The organism is Candidatus Steffania adelgidicola, from assembly GCF_020541225.1.
Lineage (GTDB): Bacteria > Pseudomonadota > Gammaproteobacteria > Enterobacterales > Enterobacteriaceae > Steffania > Steffania adelgidicola.
Window position 1 is genome coordinate 990,319 of the sequence record NZ_CP045889.1, and the last position, 21,938, is coordinate 1,012,256.

Genomic DNA, 21,938 nt, shown 5'->3' on the forward strand with positions numbered 1-21,938 from the left:
AGCAAGACATATACACATATACAAAACAATTCTTAACACTATGCAACAAATTCAAAACAACCTACAAGATACATTTTGTCTTAGTTATTAATAGAAATTAATAAAGCATATTAAATCATCTAGCACTCACACCCGTAGATCTATTATAGATAATAGCATTAAGCAAATTTACTCTACTATATCAAATGTAATAATCTATTTAAAAATCAGAAAAACATACAGTAAAAATATGTTATTAGGTGCTCTAAGCAACTCATTTAATTACAATCAAAATCTTCACCACTATATCAATCAGTTAAAATGATAAATATTCGGCATATAGGATTATCTTGTTTATTAAATTCTCAGGGCTATGAGCCTTTATTTTAAACAGAAATAATTTCAATACAGGACTTTTTGTAAATTGCTCTAGAAGAAAATGAGCAAGCTTCTAAACATAGACTTTACCGTACAGAACGAGTATGAAATAATTAGAAGATCTTGCATCTTCTGTAATCGAGGTAGTCCAGTGATCGATAATAATGGCTACCGATCGAATGTTGGTATTGTCATTTGCAATCTCAACGGGCAAGTGCTATGGGCTAAGCGCTATGGTCAGCGTTCCTGGCAATTCCCTCAAGGGGGTATCAATGCTGGCGAGACCGCTGAGCAGGCAATGTACCGTGAGTTATTTGAAGAGATCGGCGTAAGCCGAAAAGATGTAGATATCCTCGCTGCAACGCATTACTGGTTACGTTATAAACTTCCCAAGCGATTAGTGCGCTGGGATAGAAAACCAATATGTATTGGTCAGAAACAAAAATGGTTTCTTCTACGACTTATATCTTCAGATGGAGCTATCAATATGCGCCAGGGAGAAATCCCTGAATTTGATATGTGGTGCTGGGTTAGCTTCTGGTATCCGGTACGTCAGGTCGTTTCTTTTAAACGAGACGTTTATCGTCGGGTAATGAAAGAATTTTCTGCGGCTATAACGTCAGGTATGCACTCTTCAGTCTTTCCGCACAGACGAAAAAAATCTAAATAATCAGATAATACTGATACATTTTTAAGACATGCTCAAAAAGTCATCATCACAGAAAATTTATCGGCTCTATTTCGCTTTTCTTAAACAACACATTTGAAGGGATATATACTAAAATCTGTTGGTTTTCTTTAAAGGAAACAGATCGTCATTTCTATTACCTAGTATAAAAATACTATTTCAAATAAATTCCAGATCCCTACATGCGAAATGATAGTAAACAAGGGAGTTATTTGCAAGCTGATTCGAGATCCCGAGATTCCTCTCAGGTTAAAAACCTGTCGAAAAGAATATGGATATATTAGCCACTTATTTAAGTGGCTAATACTCATTCTGACAGAGCAACGCAACGGTTTAGGTATTGGTCGTATGATAAAAAAATCAATCGTGTATTACTAACTTAGTAACCGGTATGTCTTTTTGTTTTTCGTACACATGAGGTATATCAATAGCCTGAGTGAGCGATGGATGTTGCATCTTGATGATAGTAAATAATCCGATTGAGTAACTTAAAACCTCATACAGATAATCATAAATGTCACATCTGATTCATTTTCCGTAATAAATTAGGAGAAACTTGATGGGGGTACTGCAGGATAACCCGCACAATACTAAAACATCACAGTTATTCTCAATACCGATTTAAGCGCACAATATGACTAAAATCTTAATGATTGGTAGAGGATATAAATCTTTAGCTCACAGAGTCCTCCGAAAGCTAGAAAATATCGTTCTTTTAGAAAACAGGGGGAAATTCTATTAAGAAAATTCCAAAGCTATTTCTAAAACAATCCTCGAAACGTTCTGCTAAGAACGTTACCTATTATTATCAACGTCAATTCTTATATACTGAGAAGTATAAAATACATATCGAAGCTTACTCAACATCTGCATCACTTCTACTTAACCAGAGATGGTTATAATTTCAATATAAGCAATGTTTTGTCGCAAGACCCCTCTTATCCTCTAAGATGATCTTGCGTTTGATTATACGTGCACTCAATGCAAGCAATGAAGTACAATAATTTATTGATATTTTTTAAAAATTATCATGAAGGTGTTTATCTTTTGGTTCTATAAAAATAGGATTCCATAATCCTTAGAAGTTAAATAGGCGATAAGACACATCAAGCTATACAAGTAGAATTACTACATATATGAAAATATTCAAACAGAAAAGCTTATTTTTCAGAACATGTAGAGAGAGAAATAGCCTAGTTATCTAAAACTGTGCATCCCACTTGAACTCATAACTAGTTGGTATCATAAACTGTGAATTAACACTCACAGCCTAAGATTCCTTAAATCCTGGCGGCCTAATTTAGGAATGGACAAAGCAGAGAAATCAACGAAGCGTTATCATCATCAAACATAGTATTCCTGATACCATTGACTAACAATGTATGTACAACGGTGATTTTTAGGTGATCTCATTCTGAGCTGGTGCTAAGGAAGAAGATTATTACACCTAGCGGTGTTATCTATTATTTAGCGATATTAGCGAAAATTAAAGCGTTACTCACAGTAGCGACTTACAGTCGTATACGTCTTTCACTTTTTCAGTTCCTCATAGCAACTCTAAGTAAGATGCTTAGATAAATAAAACCACTTCATACAATCGTATCTATTCACCTATTTGTATAATATTTTTCCTATATTGAGTACAAAATTCAGATTGATTGATGGAATGTTGAGTGTATACGATTATATCCTCTTCCTTTCTTAATCTTTTGATACACTAATTCTCACTGCGAGCGTATTAATAACAACAGCACACTAATGAATTTCTATTACCCTGATAACAGCACTGATACAAGAAACCTAATATTGAGGATAAGATTTATATCATCTATTACTTATATATACCCCCACCAACACTACCGCATCTCGATTCAGACATGCATCTCTCGTGATGTTAAAAAGGAGCAAGGATCTGACTGGAGTTCTTCATGAATCATGAAGATAAAAAGATAAAGTATTCCCAAAAAAGAAGCGAAAATATCTTACAAAATACCATATAAAATCTCACACAGCCATATCTCCCTTTGATATCAGAAGATATCAATCTAACCGTTATCTATAGAATTTGATATAGGATAAAATATTCGCTTTCTAAAATAGAAAAAAGAAGGACTCATAATGAAACATAAGTCTTGCCATGCAAATGTAAAGTTTTATATGAAATTACAGTGATATCTTTCTTTAAAATCAAAAATTATCCTTAAAATATCTTTATAGTTTAATTAATATACTAAAAGATATATTTTCTTTAGAAAGAACCGCTGCATTTATGCTATAGCATCAAAATTCGAAATTCAGCTTAACTGTAGTTAAAAATCCTAATGTAATTAACATACTGAGGTCAAATAAATAACTAGTATTTATACATCATATTATCATAATTGTATTCGGTTTTTACTGTACGGAAAATTGACGATATATTTTTTGCATTAGTAGGGATAACCAAGGCCATAATATGCTATCCATCACGCTACTAAAGAATATTTCCGGGCGGAATGTAATATCAATAACTAAAAACTCTGTCCAAAATATGATAATCTGGGTAGTTAATGACAGCAGCATTACAATTAGGGATTGTTGCCAAAGAACCTTATTACGCAAAAATGGAAATTTAAACACCACCAGATAGACGAGAATACTGAACGAGAGCGCATGTACACCAAGGGTGGAGCCAAGTATCAGATCCATAATTAATCCGAGGGAAAATCCAGTACCAATATTAACCCGGTGCGGCAACGCCATTACCCAGTAAATCAGCATAAGGTTAATCCAAGATGGTCGAAAAGGGTCAAACTGACGCGGGCATGGCATGATTTGCAAGACAATTGCAATAAGAAATGAAAGACAAATCACCCAACTAACATGGCGCTGATACCCGCTCATCCTCACTCCCCTGCAACTCCATATGATAATAACCATCGCTGAATACGCGCATTTCCTATTTCTTGATCCGAAGCTGCTGGTGTATCCTGAATATTATACCCCCTAGCCGCTAGACTGCATTTGAATCCGCAAGCTGGAGGTACATCAAGAATCACCGGCTGAGGCATATCTTGAGGTAACGGTAGTATCATCTTTATTAATCGCTCATCAGCTACCTTACGGACCTCTTCGAATGAGAGTGGAATTTTCCTTCCTCGATTGGGTACCCGGAGTAATAGCAGATAGTGTAATCGTTGTAGGTATGCTGCGGGATGTGCCTGAATAACGCTATAGGCCCGATGGGTATCAATTTTTATCGAAGACACGACTGCTACCGGATAGCCTTCCGGAAAGCGCCCACCCAAGCCAGACGTCACCAACACATCCCCAATGCGAATATCGGTATTACTTGGCACATGCTCTAACTGTAAATCGTTGATGCAACCATTACCAGAAACGATTACGCGAATGTTATTACGTAGTACCTGTATCGGTAATGCGTGAGCAGCATCGCATATCAGCAGTACCTGGCTGTTAAGTTTGCTGGTACCTATAACCTGACCCACAACGCCTGTATCACTAATAACAGGTTGCCCGATATACACACCATTATCCAACCCTTTATCGATTAGCACTTGTTCTCGATAAGGATCGGTACTAATAGCGATGACCTGGGTAAATATTTTTTCTTCATCTTGGCGTAATGGTGCCCCTAACAGTTTTCGTAGTAAATTATTTTCTTGCTTGTACTCTCCTAACAGTAACTGCTCGCTGTTCTTTAACAACAAACTCTTTCGCAGAAGCCGATTTTCCAACATAAGCTCAGTATGACTCGCGAGTATCCGCGATATGTTATCTAGTATCTGGCTTGGAGCATGGGCTAGAAAATAAAAAGGACTAACAACCATATTAAGATCGGTGCGGATCTTCAGAAATATCCCCAATTTGCTATCACCAATGATAGCGGCAATAGCCACAATGACCGCTAGAAGAAGTCGTAATTGCAGAGCAGAACCTCTACCAAACTGAATCCTCATAAGCTATTTATTTCCCCTAATAAAAGAGGGTATCATCCAACATGGATCATTCAAGCATTACCCCGGACTAATGCCCTCCTCCCTTTTACGAGAAGATTTATTCTTCGCTAAACAAATCTCCGCCGTGTATATCGATCATTTCCAGTGCCTTACCGCCACCGCGTGCGACACAGGTCAACGGATCTTCCGCAGCCACTACGGGAATACCAGTTTGTTCTATTAGTAACTGATCAAGATTACGCAAGAGCGCACCGCCGCCAGTGAGAACCATACCACGCTCAGAGATATCAGAAGCCAGCTCTGGGGGGCATTGTTCTAGCGCCACCATCACCGAGCTAACAATACCAGTTAACGGTTCTTGCAACGCTTCTAAACTCTCGTTTGAGTTAAGGGTAAAACTGCGTGGTACACCTTCAGCCAGATTACGACCGCAAACTTCCATCTGACGAACCTCATCATCTGGATAAGCAGAACCAATATTATGTTTAATCCGCTCCGCTGTAGCCTCGCCAATTAGGGATCCGTAATTTCTGCGTACATAGTTAATAATGGCTTCATCAAAACGATCACCCCCAATTCGTACAGAAGAAGAATACACCACGCCATTAAGAGAAATCACCGCCACCTCAGTGGTACCACCACCGATGTCTACAACCATTGAACCGGTGGCCTCAGAGATAGGAAGGCCGGCACCGATCGCCGCGGCCATCGGTTCTTCAATTAAAAATACTTCACGGGCCCCTGCTCCTTGTGCAGACTCACGAATCGCACGTCGCTCAACCTGAGTCGCTCCTACCGGTACACACACCAGTACACGCGGACTGGGTCGCATAAATCCATTACTGTGAACCTGCTTAATGAAGTGCTGCAGCATTTTCTCGGTAATAAAAAAATCGGCGATAACCCCATCCTTCATGGGACGAATGGCCGAAATATTACCTGGTGTACGCCCCAACATTTGTTTTGCTTCATGACCAACAGCCGCAACACTTTTTTGAGAGCCCCCGCAATCCTGACGAATTGCAACGACAGAAGGCTCATTTAAAACAATACCCTGTCCTTTTACATAAATCAGGGTATTAGCGGTACCCAGGTCAATAGACAAATCATTGGAAAACATACCGCGAAATCTTTTCAACATAACTAAAGAATCATCCTGAATATTAGGAATAAATACAATTCATTCACCTTACCAACTACGAGAGACAGTCACAAGCTGTAAAACAGCTCGGATTCTATGAAAATACATCTCAATAAACATTCAAAACTCACGGTGAAATGTTTTCTATAGATTTTATGTAGGTAACGCGCATGTTTAAGATTTTCTCAAAATCTAACCTGAGAGATATCAGAGTCGGAATTCTATATATTACACCATTAAAATGTTTTATTACCCTGATAATCATCAGTGGATTAGTGATCCGAATTGTACGTTAATACTGAGGGAATTTCATATCACTCTCAAATCTTGAATACCATTTAACACTTCCTTGATTATGATCAATAATTTATTGATACTAAAAAACATATACCTCAAATTATTTCGTTATGCATACCCTATTATTTCTAATAAGAAACGGATAGGGAGAAAGAACTTACAGTTAGATATTGATATTGCAAGTCTTGCATATTAAATCATCTATTTTTAATAGATGGAATATCTATATTCCATGATACTTATATAGTATGAGACTATCAATTATCATTAATCAATTTTAAATAACAATTTAATATCAAGCTTTACAATATACCAAATTTAACACTTAGGTTTTTCTTGTGAAAGATGAATCAAGTAGAATCCTAATCTATCCTATAAAGTCGCTATACCTAAACAAAATTCATTGAAACAGCATAAAAAATACAAAAGATGTTTCTTTCAAGGAAAGAAGTTTATTTTTATTTTAAATAGTATAATCAAGATCAAGTCGATGAACTATAGTAATAACTATTATTATAAATCAAGGTCGTTATTTTTCTCTTATTCGCGACGATAACCATGAAAAACCCCTTAAAAATCATACGTAGCTGGCAGTACTAATGCTCTTCTAATGTAGCGGCGCTGTTCCACAGCAATCTCAAAAACCCCTGGATCGGTATTAAAAACAATGATCAGCATAGCTTCTTCCTACACTTCGATGAAGCTACGAGGCATATAGTTTAAAATTTCTAAATAATCGGGAGGCTCCATAATAAATTTCTGAATTTCGCGCACTACTACTGCTTGAAAGGCGCGAGAGGTGCCGGAGCATTTATGAAGAAAGAAACGAACAGCATTGGGGTTGTTATCAAGAAATTCCATAAATGTCACCATTGAGGTGCAAATCACATTCCCACCATTACCGATCCACTGATATGGTTGACACATTAACTAATGCAACATGAGACCGCTTTCATCTACCATAGTGAGACCTAACTAATTTACATCTCGTAAATGGCGATAAAACGAGGTGGGTGCAATACCGACTTCTCGCGAAACTTAGCGTAAGCTCAAACTGGTGAGGCTGCGTTCTGCGCTTAACTGACTACATCCTGCGCAATAAGCGAACGCCGGGTCCGTTCTTTTTGTTTCACTCTAACGCCCATATAAACGATCTTTCCCTCCTAATCAACGTAAATCGACCACTATATTAAAATATATTTCCATAACCTGACACAGCTTCGGTGTATTAAGTTGAAGTGTTATAAAATATTGACTTTTTAAATATCGATTTGTATCAATACCTACGTTTTAAGTATTCGGATTTAAACCCACGACCTGCATGGAAGGCGCGTCGGAAAATCATATGACGGTATATAAACGATATTGCGTCTCCAAAATAGTATAGCTTCTTCTGAAGTGATTTTTTATAATACTATATATTGATGTTTTTACAAAACATAGTGATATATTTCTTTATGATGTTAATTAAGGTGATTCCTAAATTCCAGTGCGCAAAATTCGTTTAATGCGATTCATACCTCTTTTATATGAATTGAGAAGTCGCTTTATAAAACATCTTCCACGTACTCATTACATTTCTGGATGATGCCATGCTTTTAAAAATAGAGTCATTAGACGAATGAAGTGTTCTTGTTTAATCTCTGAATATCAGCGACCAAATTTATATTTCTTTATAGCAAAATCATTACTCAGATTAACAAAATACTTTATCGATTCCTTGTTATTCTCCGTTAGTACCTGAGTACCCCGATGAAGAGATAAGGCAAGTGGGCTGGTCAAGAATGCAAAGTTGAAAAATTTATAGATACAATATGATGGCTAAATGAGATGTCATTAAACATTTTTGAAAACACTTGTATCTACCGGATGGAGATAATTGAATTTCTAGTTTTTAGTATGCCCTTAATAACATGGTCTTACCATCTATCTCATGTAATAAAATCGTTTTCTTTCATAAGAAAGCATCCACTAATATAAAATCAATCGATATAGAAGATACTCTGCTGTTTCATTATCAATAAGCGGTCAGCTTATATCTTTAATCGTACTTATAAAGTATACACAAGTCTTCTAACTTTCCTGAAGTTTCGCCCTATTTTAGAAAAAGTGATTACTTAACCATCAAGGCGCATTATCATGATTTTTACCCTTAAGTATATTACCCAATAACTGTATACATAAAAAAGACTAGCTGATAAGTATTTATATCATTATTTGAAATGAATGTAGCAGTTTAACGCATTTGAGATGCAAGGTTGATATAAAACGGATTTACTGCTATTAGCAGACTGGAATCTATATCTGCGTAGATAAAAACATTATTTGACGTATGTGACTAATTCAATCAAACGCTATATAGCATTTCTTGAGAACTCACTCGTTTCACTCTATAACATAGAAATATTTTTAATTAGATACTCTCATAACCAGCACAGACACCATTCCAACACTAATCGTCAGAACAAACGATTCAGCACTATAATGCCATACCACAGATCTATCTATAACAACACTGGGGATATTGCATCCCGGTAATTTATGCAGCTTATAGGATCTCATATGGAGATCCTAATAGGGATTATTACCAAACCAGACATCAAGTTTCTGCCACAATGTATCTACTCCCTGTTTTTTTACGGCTGAAAACGTTGCAATCTGAACGTCTCCTATAAACTCTAATACTACTTTACGTACCAGCTTTAACTGTGCTTTACATTTTTCAGGAGATAATTTATCAGCCTTTGTAAGTAAAACTAGAATCGGGATATTCACGTTTGCAGCCCAGGCAACTATTTTCCGATCAAGTTCTTTCATTGGGTGACGGATATCCATGAATATCACTAGTCCCTTTAGACTATCTCGCTTTTGTAGATATTCGCTTATAGCTTGCTGCCAATTACGTTTTACGTTTTCCGGTACTGCCGCATATCCATAACCAGGTAGATCTACCAGACGAATACCTTGTTCTACCTCGAATAGATTAATAAGCTGCGTGCGTCCCGGAATTTTACTAGTCCTTGCTAAGTTTTTCTGATTTGTCAGGATGTTAATCGCACTAGATTTTCCGGAATTAGAACGTCCTACGAAGGCAATTTCAATCCCGTTATCCACTGATAAATCTTGAATTGTCGCCGCGCTTTTCATAAAATGAGTTATGTGATAATTATAAGATTTTGTCAACGACATCTTCTCTCTTTGTAAAAGAACATATTAGTATGTTGCTATATATTATTAATGATAATGATATATTTTGTGATTAATGAAAATTGCTTATGATTGTCTATTGTTGTATATAGTGTCGCGATTTTATCGCACATCATATTTATCTTTAACAATAGAGAATTTTACAAGCATGCCATTAAAGATACCCATATTCATTTAAATTCTAGCTCACCGCTTTGATGTAAATCACAGGTTATCAAGTAAGCAGCGAGCATCGGTATCGTATCGCACGTTTCTTTTTATAACTTTTCCTTCCGTCCGACTGAGTTCACACTAGAAAATAATTAAACAAGAGGGATTTCAGATATCTGAAATCGATCACTATATGTTAAGCAATAGTGCACCGATGTAACTAGAATCGGATTCTAGAATATGTTTCACTTCATTTAGTTACCATGACAAAATTAGATCATGAACACTTGAATTGTTGAGTATTTTGCTTAAAAAGCCATAAACTAATTAATCGAAATTCGAATGATTCCGAGGATCAAAAGACGACACAGATAGTAAATATTAACTCGCAGACTGCTTAAATTCATTTCAAATATTATATGACAACCTCTTAGTAAGAGTCACTCTCTGCACTGAAATCTTGTATCATTCTATATAAAAAATGCATAATGTATTCAGATACAATACAAAATGATTTTAATTCACTATTTTATACACAACATTATATCAGAAAATAAGTATTTTACTTATATTAGTGAATTGAGAAATCCATAGATATAGTGGAAAATTGTCAATATGATAAAGGACAGTCTTTATATATTTTTACATCATAGATGTATATATTTTTTGTATATTCGATTTCATCGAATTCAAGCAGATTTCTATTATCACTGGTGAATAAAATTCGATCATTTACACTCAAACCGTTGTCAATAACCTCTATCTTATCTAACTATTTCTCTTCAAAATTTTATATATGCATGAACAGATCATGATATAATATATTAATTACTATCTACTGTATTGTTTTGCAGGCCAATAACGTTGCGAATCGTAGATTTATCCGTTCACCGTTAACTTTTGTTTTATGTAATTGCCCCACATCCTCATTATATTTCATAATTTTCCAGTCTTGATAATAATCCTTAAGCTCACCGGCTTGAAACCTGAACGGAAAAGGCAGAACACAAGGATAATCATCACTATCCATCGCCGTAACGATAAGATTATATCCACCAACTGCGGTACATGCCTTAATATTAGTAATCAATAACGGGATACGAGCCGGGTTTAAAAACATCCATACCACGGTAGAAAGAATAAAATCGTAGATACCCTCAATAATTACGCTGTTTAAATCCCGCACGTCAGCGCTCACTACCAAAGACAGCGCCTCTCTGCGTATTACAGTCTGTAACCATTCTATGCTCGCTTGGTTTTTATCCCATGCAGTTACATTAAAACCCTTTAAAGCCAGATAAAGTGCATTACGCCCTAATCCGCAACCCAAATCTAGTGCTTGGCCAGGTGCGACAACTCGGACAGCATCAACGACATCGGAATGCGTTGTGATTAACTGATATTTTTTATAGAAATAATGTTCAGCAGAACTGTATAAACTTAATTGAAACTGCACATCTTCAGAGAAGGATAGTATCCGATAGTATTGATGAGGCTCAATAAAATCTGCTTTACTGTGAACCTTGGAGATAAAGGTTTTGGTGAAATCACCAGATTCCGTTACAAAAACGCAGGTTAAGGCCCCACGAAAAATAGTGAACTTTATCCACGTATCTTGTTCTGTTTTATATCTGAGATTACAGCGTTGCCGTAGATCTCTGCTGTTCCATATCGGCATAATTTGATAGGGAAATAGATCTTTCATAGATTTTGTTTTGCCGCCTAACTGACTAGGACCGTCCTCATTTGTTGGTGATAAGCATATCTCTAGAAAAATATAATGTGATTGTTCTTTTATAATATAAGTATCTAGCTGTAATTGAGCCTGGTTTTTTTCACCAGAATTTCTCGGTATATTTTACCTAATCTAACAATCATGGTTATATTAGAGGTATAATACCGCCAAATAGTGCCTGAAAAATTTCACGAGTATAAGAACTGAATATTAATTTAGTATATATCTAATATGAACATATTTCGTGCTGAGTTCGATATCTTTTTGCTTTGTCTCGCGATCAATTATGTTTTATGTCTAGAAAACATATACTCTGTCATTTATCCGAATATTTCACTCTGCTATATAACGCATTAATTCCATTAGTAAAATCTACTAATATATAACTTTTAAATCACAGATAAACTTGAGACTCTGCCTAACAAATTTATTATTGACGTCAAACCAGCTATCTTGATAGCTTTAGCATCGTTTTTAGATTTCGTGGGTGTAACACCCTATGTCAAAAGGATGGGATCCTAGCTTAGCTCCCTTCCCACTTTCTACAAGTAAGGGGGAAAAATTCATTATCGTGATTAGTCATCTGGAAAATAACAAGCTATATATCTTGCGGATCTAAACTTAAAAAAGTTTAGCAAAAGTAAACGCATTCTTTACCATACATAGCCTCCCTAGACAGCCTATATATCTTGATTAAAATTAACTCCTGTTAGTCAGAATATAAATTCTTTCTTTAAGAGCTACGTCTGTAACATCTTTAATTATCGTTAATCTGGTAATAAATGACCCAAAATGAAGTGATGGGGCATACATTTTAGATACTGCTTTAAATATTGTAGTAATTTATTCAAAAAGTTAAACTACAGCAGCTTACCCATGGAAATGGGTAACGCTTATAAGTTGCCAGCTATAATAGCACCGGCCAAAAAATAATCTTTGATAAAAGATAAAGGCAATCTTAGCTCGCTGTATGACCAACCTTTATAAGTACACATATAAAAAGAGCGGTAGCTCATATATGCACAGACACTACAATAGTTAATCATGCTATTTAAATGTATTCAGAAATATTTTTCCAGCTATGAAATCCAATATTCTCTGTAGGAGATGTTTAAATTCAGCAACTAATCTAATAATAAAAATACACCTACCAGGTGTATGCCCTTAATACAATGTATGCTCCATCTTCAATCATTTCCTTACTATACGCCTTTTACAAAAAAAACCATGTAGAACAGTATGTTCTAATACTATTTAAGTATATATGAATCTTAATGAAGATCAATATCTTTCTAGTAAAGGCACTTTATGATAGAAATAAACCCAGAACATTCTTTAACGTGGCTATTCGAGCGGTTATTTCTTAATGACGAATCAAAGGCTACCTAAAGAATGGAAATGCGATTTCTTTATAAAGATATCACATCCACTTAATTTTAATTATTGTGTTTATATAGTAAATTCACTTGCTCTTTGAGATGACATGTTCTAGTCTTGATAGACTATAGTGTTGATGAAAAAAGACGTATTTTTTTCTATCATAGATAGATAGCACAGACCTGTTAGCTATATCTCTATATTTTTTCTATTTCCGAAGCCAATTTAGCATAACAAACAAGCAAGGAAAATATCTATTACGCTCTGGATGCGCTGTTCTCAGTCTAGATAAGCTTACTGCAATTTAGTCGCTTGGTATCATTCAAAACAAGCTCTATACTTTTTTCTAAATATACCAATTCAGCGTATTCTCAACCTTTTTTCTAGAGTAGAAAACATGGTTTTCAAATCCATTGTTACGTAACTTATTCCATTACTCAATTGTGCTTCTTTTTATACAAACGCGAAAATAGCATAATGCAGTAATCTGTATTCAGCAATAAACAATCAAATTGTTATCACTTTATGGCGATAGATTGTTCCGGGTCTGAAAAGCATTGTATAGATACCTTCTCGTACTCTGTTATTGCCTGATACTACAAGAGTAACTAATTGAGATTAGTTATGTAAAATTGTATATGCACCATCTATCGTTAGACGCAATTTGCAGTTTAAAACTTTGATCACACGTTATTAAAAATGATAAATCGCATTATTCGCAATAAAAAGATAACGATGTAAATTTTTGGTTAATATTTTCAAATTATGTTCATATTGATATTTAGATGATTATGGTTAGCGCTTTTGGAAGCGTGATGCTGTATCTTCAATGTATTTGACTTTATGATTTCAAATAATGCTCTCACTCCGTATCTTGTAAAATATCGAGCAAATCACATTCAAAATACGGGTCAAAAGTTTTTTAAAATTCATACAAACCCAATAATCCATGGTTGATAACGTAGGAAAACCATTATGCCTTGCATACAGAAAACAGTGTCATCTCTAAAGAATCAGAAATGCAGTCATCCTTCTCAACACCATCACATTATTACTTTTCATAAACGATCAGTTTTAAACTGCTATCTCGCTTAGTTAAAGTGGATAATAGACTTTAAGCTTACCTTAAATTCAGCTCTGATTTTTGGCGCTATTCGTTACTTCGCGATAGAAATACATCATGAGGATGTTCTCTAAAGTAGATTATTTAGCATGCTTCTTAGAAGATGGTAAATGACCCTGATATAGATCTTGATCTAGGACTAAATCGAGCGTCCTAAAAAAAACGTTACAAAGGCTGGGCGAGTCGATGTTTACTTGCTTTTAGATAGGTGCCAAAAGTACCATGAATAACCTGTTTTTGGAGGAATGGTCAATGTTTACAGGAAGCATAGTTGCACTAGTTACTCCGATGGACGAAAAGGGTGCCATCGACCGGGTCAGTCTGAGAAAATTAATCGATTATCATGTCGCCAGCGGCACCAAAGCGATTGTGTCTGTGGGAACGACCGGAGAAACATCTACCCTGACCCATGAAGAGCATGGTGATATGGTAATGTGGACCCTGGAGCTGAGCGATGGACGCGTTCCTGTCATCGCGGGCACTGGTGCAAACTCTACCGCCGAAGCTGTATCTCTGACCCGACGCTTTAACGACAGCGGCGTAGTTGGGTGCCTCAGCGTTACGCCATACTATAACCGGCCCAGCCAAGAAGGCTTATATCAGCACTTTAAAGCTATCGCTGAAAGCAGTAATTTACCGCAGATCTTGTACAATGTACCAACACGTACTGGTTGCGATATGTTGCCACCGACTGTCGCTCGGCTAGCGGAAATCAACAATATTATTGGTCTTAAGGAAGCAACCGGAAACTTAAGCCGTGTTAGTCAGATTCAAGATTTACTCAATACTGATTTCCTACTCCTAAGTGGAGACGATGCTAGTGCCTTAGATTTTATGCAACTTGGTGGTCAAGGAGTAATTTCCGTAACAGCAAACATTGCCGCAAAGGAAATGGCGCACCTTTGTGCACTGGCAGCCGAAGGTAATTATACTGATGCGCGGCGTCTAAATCAGCGCCTAATGCCACTACATAAGACACTATTCTTCGAACCCAGCCCCATACCGGTTAAATGGGCGTGTAAAGTATTAGAATTAATAAAAACAGATACCCTAAGACTCCCGATGATGCCCCTGACAGAGACGGGTATTTGCGTAGTGAAGCAGGCGTTAATAGATGCCGGTTTACTCTAACTTTTAGGAAAATTTCATGACTTATGCAATAAAAAAGTCAATGTTAATGAAAATACTGGGTATCTCACTTACCATACTGCTTCCAGCTTGTAGCAGCAATCCACACCATAAACGTGAACTAAACGGAAATGAAGACTATCTAAAATCACCTGCGCTCCATGCGCTAATCAGTCCTATAGATATTCTTCTCCCTCTACAAAATGGTGATTATGCAATTCCCCCCAGTCCCGATACCGGTGAAATAGGTAAAAAATTAGATATTCGCCCTCCTCAGCAGCCACTAGCGCTGCTAGAAGGCTCTCAAGCTCAATATAGTTCCAACAGAGCCATTCTCCAGCTCGAGAACAACACTAAACGTCATGCTGCTCTATGGTCACAGATAGTGATGGCTTTAAAACACAAAAACTTTCCAATCGCATCATGTCAGGATACTCAGAAAAAATTGAGTACTAATTGGATTTTTTGGACAAACGATGATGATAAAGATAAACAGTATAGTGGCCGTTATCAGATAAATCTCTCTACTCATGGCCATCAAATCTCCTTGCAGATCAAGTGCCTTGAGTTACAAGAACATGATTACCCTGTAACTAACCCCGCGTTAATACAACACTACACCATCGAAATGCTTAATAGCATTGAGAACGGATTACCGTCATTTGATCACAATAAAGACCAACGCATTACTCAGGAAGGAATAAGAGACCTACACCTTAATAGCCGAACCGATGAAAACGGATTCCCAATTTTAGTTGCGAGTATACCTTATAACACTATATGGAACCATCTCCCAATGTCATTAACATGTATTGGTATGAAAATAAGAACTAGTAGCCGGCTTCTTGGTGTACTCTCACTCACCTATAAAGCTCCAGATCATAGCACCTGGAAAAATTTAGGCATCAATGATCCATCTTTGCGAAACGGTGAGTATACACTGCAAGTTGGTGATCTAGGCTCACATAGTACATTACAATTTATCAACTCAAAAGGACGCGCTCTAACAAAAGCACAAAATCACACACTTTTAACGATACTCCAGAAGACATTGAAACAAACATGATTCCCCCCTTAAAACCATAAAGGGGGCCTGTTTCCAGCAGCTTGTTCCCTATGTAAGGGAATTTACTTCGCACATTCATACTTAAAAATAAATAATAATTGATGTTATCAACAAATATCACCCTAACACGTTTCTATAATAGCAAATATATATTTTGGTATGATAGAGCTTTTATAGGAACATGCACCCGCTAAGAACAGATTTATAACTTAGAACGTCTGCATCCTTTTCTTATAAAGGAGTGTGTATAATACACTTATGGTTAGTAAGCAAGTGCTCTATTAATTAATCGATGAAAGTTTAAAAACATACGCAGAGCTGATTGTTAATCTCGCTAATATCTAATATTTTTTTCTAAAAATGATGTAAATATCAATGATAAGATTTATAAGTCTATTGCGTCACCCTTGATGACTTCAGTAAGTTATCCTGATATGAAAGAATACCAAATCGCTTAGTTTGCCCATTCATTCTATACCTAGGTAAACATTAATATAAACCTGCACGAGAGGAAGCGGATTTCGGAAATCTAAGATTGATCACTCAAAACTATCAAAAAAAGACTTTTTATAAAAAATTACATTATTCAGCATAAACAATAAGCTCCGTTTGAAATAAACAGAAAATATCGTACGGGATTCTAGGATCTTTTTTCTTATTTTAACTTATATTATATTGATTGTGGTTATAGAAAAAATAAACAAGTGCTTAACCAGATACCCAATATTTACGATCACTGTTTAAACGGTATACTAATTAGTAAATCATATTTCCCCACGCTATTATAGCGTTATAAACGTTTTTTAAAAAACAAACATGAGACTTAGTAAATTACCAAAAAATATTTTTTTACTTTACTCATTATTTTAATAGTTGAATAAGATTCACCGTTTATCGATAATATATAAGTCCATATGCTTTATATAAAAAGGATTTTCTTGAAAAGAAATGCACTTTGCTAATTTTTATTCTGTTTCTATGACCATATCTTCATATTTTTTAATATCTGATGTATATTTGGATTTATTACTATTAAAGCAATAGTATTATCTAATGATGTATTTCATTGCTTTTGTATAAATCAATATTGACTTACAGTTAAAATAAGACCACAATATTTCACCATAAATACTCAAGCACTTGCTCTTCTCGTGCGGATGTTGCTTTGCAAGCAGAACGAATTTATTAGTAAATATAATCCAATATATACACTCTATTTATCATAAAACAAATACGTTAATTTATATTAACATCTTCCAGTCAGAGATGTAATTCATTTTTATATCAACTCTGGTTTCGTCAATTAAAGACAATCTGCAAATCTTTGGCTAACTATTGCCAACCAATACTTGATAGATAGCTATCCCAAATACCCATGAGAAACATTCAAGAAGTATTGGGGATAATCACTAGGTTACATATGGGGGCAATGCATACGAAAAAACTATTGTATTGCTCGATTAATACTAGTAAAAAATGACAATGTGGGGGTTTCATGCGATGTTTATGGAAAAGAGACGTTATATCCAGATGTACATTCACAATGCTACTTTACTTTTAAAATAGCATTTTAAGATTAAAGTCTGGTCTAGCACAGACCCCATACTATACCTGATTAAAATAGTATAGGATTCAAAAAAATTACATATAACTTCTCATTTCTTCTCAAAAAAGAGAAAATATTTTCGAAGAAAGTTAACAAAGCGTCATAAACAGGAGAATATCCTTCTTTATACAAGAAAGAAGAAAATTCTTGTAATCCTTGACCTCATTATTTTATACGATTCATAAAAAGTTTGTTCAATTTTTTATAACGCCGTAATAAAATGTATATATATTTATCACTATTCTAAAACACATTCTTAATCTTTAGAATTCTAGTTATAAACCCACGAAAAGAAGGGGTTTAAACTTTCTCTTAAAACTATATGCATTACAAAGTGCGTTATTATGCATAAAACTAAAAAAGATCTTATATGAAGATTCAGGACTGAAGATCTAGGTATCTTCGAATCTCAATCCAACTGATGGAAACGAAAAACAAAAAAATTCTTGCATGAAAGAAGAATTTTTTTTTCCAGTCTACACACCATAATAACAATGAAATCAGTGAGTTACAATGGTACGATTATTCTGCTACAGGTATTAGTAAACATTTGTGAGGAATTATCTCTTTGATTACCGGAAAAGAACGATAATTTTTTAGGCAACTTCAGATATACACGTTAGTTGTAACAATGATGCAATGTAGGCATTTAAAGCTTCAGAGTTAAGGATCGCATCTTTATATTCTATATAATAGAAACGCACATTCAGGTTATCAACCATATGTACTGATAATTTTGAGATACAAATGATTATTTATCATTATGTTATGAAAAAAATCCTGGCTATTGTTAATAGATAGCTTATCGAGATAATAACAATAAAAAAAGAAGTTGGTATAAAAGACTCATAGAAAAATAATGACTTTTTCCCAACATTACTTTTGTTTATTATAGCTATCATTACAGGGTGAAAGACTGTATCGTATCGTTTATAGCAGAATATCGCTTTTCCGCTAACACCCCTATCCACCTTAAGGGATACAACATCAAACAAGGATTCTTATCCAACAAAAAAATAAGTGACTGTGTAGCCACAAAGTCCTGAACGGGAATTTGATTTAGGTACACTACTAACGTAGTATTCATCCCGATTGGGTATGTTCAGATGAGCGATATCACCGGTAGTTTCCACTACCCGACCTGACGCTAGCCGCGGACTTTGTTGATAATCTATACGGGAGAGAGAACAGTTACCTAACCATAGCCGATCCCCGGCATAAACAAAAAACAGCCTTAAAACCATACTAATTACATAGCTTAACGGGATACCATGAATCACTAAAATCGGCTTACTTCCGACAGGCAACCTTAAGCGTGCCTGTCGGGCAGCACACATACGCAACGCCATTTCTGTCATCGACTAACCACCCAGCGGTGAAACTACCTTCAGTACCGTGAATCCATTTCTGACGTTGATGCTGTGCTTCGTTTGTTACGGTATGGATATCACGGGTTTCTAATATACCCATATTTAACGCTATTTCATCCTAATATCTACCATAATGGGATACTTTAATATATCGGAAAACATCTCTTCGGTACGACGTGTCCAGCCTAGTTCACTGCTAATAATATTACTAATGCCTAATAATAGAACGCATTTAGCGACCTGTTCTGCTTGACGTTTACCTTTAGGGGCTAATTCACTATAAGATTTCCCTTGAATACGGCGTAACGCATTCCATTCATTTTTCTACATGACAAATAAGATAAACTTGTAATATAATTTTCTTTCATCCTAAATAAAAAAACGGGGATTCATGAGACATTATGTAAGATATGATCATGATTTCCTAGTACCTAGTTCAAATTGGCTCAATTTTCCGCGTTTTGAAAATACAGTTCGATCCATGAGCACATACTAGCATAGGTATTTATAGAAACTTGTTACCTCAACCTATTCCTAATCCTTAAAAAAATTAGACACACATGAAATTTAGATATCTATTTCATCCAGGGTTAATTTAGTACGTGAGTCTTGACTTTATGTCTCGATCAGCATGAAAAAAATACTCTTTGTCTGAATATTAAGGGAGTCTACATATCTGTAAAGTGAGTTAGCGTTGCATAAATTTAATATTAAGTAACAGTCTATTACAAAAAAATCTAGAAGAATAAAAATTTAGTCATAACATATCGAATTAACTAATTAATCAACTAAACTAAACCATTTGTCTTTTTATTAAAAACGGTCTAATGTGGAGCGTCATATAGAACAAAGCAATATTATCAGACCCAATACTTTCTATCACACAATCTTTAGAATACTGTTTATTCATAGCTACGATATTTATTAACTTCGATATCTATTAGAATTTCAATACTGATAGTTTAGATCACAGAGTATTGTATCAGCCTGCCGATAGTCTGAACATCTGGTCTAATTAAACAACAATCTTCCGCACACGACAGACTATCGATTTACCGTTTAATATCAATTAAATCGGATTTTTATTATAGATATATGAAGAGGATAATTTTAAATTTTTAATCAGAATATAAAATGAATTTCGGTAGATTTTTATCCGATAATCGATAAATGTTAATATGGTGGTTACCTCTGTTAACTTATAAAGTTAAAGAGTGTGATTTTGAATTTAGCAATGCGGATTTCGTTCTGTTTTTATTTCTTATCTGATCTATCCAAGAACTTGAATGACTACAGGGAGGCTCAAAAAAAGATACCTATTTCTCTAGAAATTTCTGTTTTTAATCGAAAGATAACTACTCTAACATCATCTCATGTAAAATACCATTTTAAGACTATTTTTTGTTGCATTCTAGGCTATATTTCTTTCTATCGATGCACTGCTTCATCTAAATCAAACAGTTGGTGGCTTGGATAGCGTTATCTAAAACATCTGAGATGTTATCGCTACTCTATAAGTCATAAACAAAACTTTATCAATATCCAGCGTGCAATGATGTTGAGTTTAAGTACGCAGAGAATTATTCCTATTATTTTAATAAAGAAATAATGCATTATAACCTACGATTTTTCAGTTGAATTAACATTTCCTTGTTTAGATAAAATGCAATAATTTCATTTTTATAGACTCTCTTGACTAAAAATAAAATGTCTATTTTAGATACCTGTTTTCTTTTTACTAAGTAAAACACCCCACGGTCGAATATGGCATATTGAATATCGTATATTTTATAATATATACTGTAACGCCACCACAAAAACCACTGTCAATATTAGACATGTTTAAATCAGTATCGTTATCATCAGCACATCTAAACGATATAGTTTTAATTACATTACCCCTGTTACTTCAGTAACAATGATTTCCAAGATTAGGAATGATATTTAAGGTAAATAAGAAAGCTAGATACCTGTTCCTAAACGTAATCCACCCGCTCCTCTGAAAGAGGATTCATAGTAAATATATAATAATATCTATTTAAAATCACAATATGTTTCTTGATACTACTAAGATAACGCTGTCGTCTCTATACTAAAATCGTGCTAATAGTTCTGTGAAAAACGTTTTATCTCTATGTAAGATTTTTTCGTAGTCCTACGCAACCTCCTAACCCCCCCGCATTTAAATACAACCGACATCACTGGATGATTGAGGAAGTAAAGTATGAAACCCATATGAAACATATCAGCAAGAAAAAGATTTCAAATAGAGAAATGGTGAGATATCTATAATCAACATGAAAAATACTATCTCACTCTATTGTTTATTCTTAAAATAGATCAATGATCTAGATGATTTTTATACACCTCCACAACCTAAACCACTTCTAATAGATAATTCTTTCTTCATGTTTTATACTGCGGGTTTTCTATAACCATCTATTAAATGCAGATCAATAACAGTAGGGAATGTATACATTGGTATTTAGCAAGTTACAAGAATACCTCTACGAGGCAACAGAAACTGACCCTAATACTTATAAGAGTAAGTATAGAATAAAAACTTGATTTACTACGTTATCTGAAAACGAAATCTATCTTTACACAATTAAACACATGAATAAAATATGCTAAAAATCACCATTTCCATGCTAATAAAGAGAAAAACTAATAGAGTATTCAAAAGTTACACTTCTACGCTTAAACAGCTCTTCAATGAAGATTGGTAAATACA

The 21,938-nt window shown here is 35.0% G+C and carries 11 protein-coding genes and 1 pseudogene; 3 read left to right on the forward strand and 9 right to left on the reverse strand.

Annotation, left to right across the window (positions count from 1 at the left end):
- The first annotated feature begins 508 nt into the window (after positions 1-508).
- Positions 509-1,027 carry an RNA pyrophosphohydrolase gene (rppH, locus tag GFK82_RS02795; RefSeq protein WP_226810414.1) on the forward strand — a complete coding sequence of 173 codons (519 nt, stop codon included), beginning with the start codon at positions 509-511 and terminating at the stop codon, positions 1,025-1,027.
- A 2,412-nt stretch (positions 1,028-3,439) separates the two neighbouring features.
- Here rppH and mreD read toward each other — a convergent pair.
- The 6 genes and pseudogenes from mreD to tehB form a co-directional block, all read right to left on the reverse strand.
- A complete protein-coding gene (gene mreD, locus GFK82_RS02800; RefSeq protein ID WP_226810415.1) occupies positions 3,440-3,928 on the reverse strand; it encodes a rod shape-determining protein MreD in 489 nt (162 codons plus the stop codon).
- A 2-nt stretch (positions 3,929-3,930) separates the two neighbouring features.
- Positions 3,931-5,004, reverse strand: a complete 1,074-nt coding sequence (mreC, locus tag GFK82_RS02805; RefSeq protein ID WP_226810416.1) for a rod shape-determining protein MreC — start codon at positions 5,002-5,004, stop codon at positions 3,931-3,933.
- Between the two features lie 97 nt (positions 5,005-5,101).
- Positions 5,102-6,145, reverse strand: coding sequence for a rod shape-determining protein (locus GFK82_RS02810; protein WP_226810417.1), 1,044 nt, complete (start codon positions 6,143-6,145; stop codon positions 5,102-5,104).
- Positions 6,146-6,982: 837 nt separating this feature from the next.
- Positions 6,983-7,587 (reverse strand): annotated as a pseudogene (gene fabR, locus GFK82_RS02815) (HTH-type transcriptional repressor FabR).
- A gap of 1,426 nt (positions 7,588-9,013) precedes the next feature.
- Positions 9,014-9,631 (reverse strand): ribosome biogenesis GTP-binding protein YihA/YsxC, encoded by a 618-nt coding sequence (gene yihA, locus GFK82_RS02820; protein ID WP_226810418.1) that lies wholly within the window; start codon positions 9,629-9,631, stop codon positions 9,014-9,016.
- A gap of 1,003 nt (positions 9,632-10,634) precedes the next feature.
- On the reverse strand, positions 10,635-11,504 hold the full coding sequence (gene tehB / locus GFK82_RS02825) for an SAM-dependent methyltransferase TehB (RefSeq protein ID WP_226810419.1): 870 nt from the start codon (positions 11,502-11,504) through the stop codon (positions 10,635-10,637).
- Positions 11,505-14,286: 2,782 nt separating this feature from the next.
- On the opposite strand from tehB, the gene dapA reads away from it, so the two are divergent.
- Together dapA and bamC are read left to right on the forward strand one after the other, a co-directional pair.
- Complete coding sequence (gene dapA, locus GFK82_RS02830) at positions 14,287-15,165, forward strand: 4-hydroxy-tetrahydrodipicolinate synthase (protein WP_226811291.1); 879 nt, start codon at positions 14,287-14,289, stop codon at positions 15,163-15,165.
- Between the two features lie 16 nt (positions 15,166-15,181).
- A complete protein-coding gene (gene bamC / locus GFK82_RS02835) occupies positions 15,182-16,228 on the forward strand; it encodes an outer membrane protein assembly factor BamC (RefSeq protein ID WP_226810420.1) in 1,047 nt (348 codons plus the stop codon).
- 2,607 nt (positions 16,229-18,835) lie between these two features.
- Here bamC and GFK82_RS04095 read toward each other — a convergent pair.
- Genes GFK82_RS04095 through GFK82_RS04105 form a run of 3 tightly spaced genes read right to left on the reverse strand, consistent with a single transcriptional unit; the run spans position 18,836 to position 19,501 of the window.
- Complete coding sequence (locus GFK82_RS04095; protein WP_420885611.1) at positions 18,836-19,183, reverse strand: histidine phosphatase family protein; 348 nt, start codon at positions 19,181-19,183, stop codon at positions 18,836-18,838.
- Complete coding sequence (locus GFK82_RS04100; RefSeq protein ID WP_420885612.1) at positions 19,125-19,304, reverse strand: hypothetical protein; 180 nt, start codon at positions 19,302-19,304, stop codon at positions 19,125-19,127. Before GFK82_RS04100 ends, GFK82_RS04095 begins: the two co-directional genes overlap by 59 nt.
- A gap of 8 nt (positions 19,305-19,312) precedes the next feature.
- Positions 19,313-19,501 carry a histidine phosphatase family protein gene (locus tag GFK82_RS04105; protein WP_420885619.1) on the reverse strand — a complete coding sequence of 63 codons (189 nt, stop codon included), beginning with the start codon at positions 19,499-19,501 and terminating at the stop codon, positions 19,313-19,315.
- Positions 19,502-21,938: the final 2,437 nt, after the last annotated feature.

Bases quoted from the DNA above. Each gene is read 5' to 3' on its own strand.
- bamC (WP_226810420.1), top strand. From the start codon at position 15,182: ATGACTTATGCAATAAAAAAGTCAATGTTAATGAAAATACTGGGTATC.
- dapA (WP_226811291.1), top strand. From the start codon at position 14,287: ATGTTTACAGGAAGCATAGTTGCACTAGTTACTCCGATGGACGAAAAG.
- tehB (WP_226810419.1), bottom strand. From the start codon at position 11,504: ATGAAAGATCTATTTCCCTATCAAATTATGCCGATATGGAACAGCAGA.
- GFK82_RS02810 (WP_226810417.1), bottom strand. From the start codon at position 6,145: ATGTTGAAAAGATTTCGCGGTATGTTTTCCAATGATTTGTCTATTGAC.
- yihA (WP_226810418.1), bottom strand. From the start codon at position 9,631: ATGTCGTTGACAAAATCTTATAATTATCACATAACTCATTTTATGAAA.
- GFK82_RS04100 (WP_420885612.1), bottom strand. From the start codon at position 19,304: ATGGGTATATTAGAAACCCGTGATATCCATACCGTAACAAACGAAGCA.
- mreD (WP_226810415.1), bottom strand. From the start codon at position 3,928: ATGAGCGGGTATCAGCGCCATGTTAGTTGGGTGATTTGTCTTTCATTT.
- mreC (WP_226810416.1), bottom strand. From the start codon at position 5,004: ATGAGGATTCAGTTTGGTAGAGGTTCTGCTCTGCAATTACGACTTCTT.
- GFK82_RS04095 (WP_420885611.1), bottom strand. From the start codon at position 19,183: ATGGCGTTGCGTATGTGTGCTGCCCGACAGGCACGCTTAAGGTTGCCT.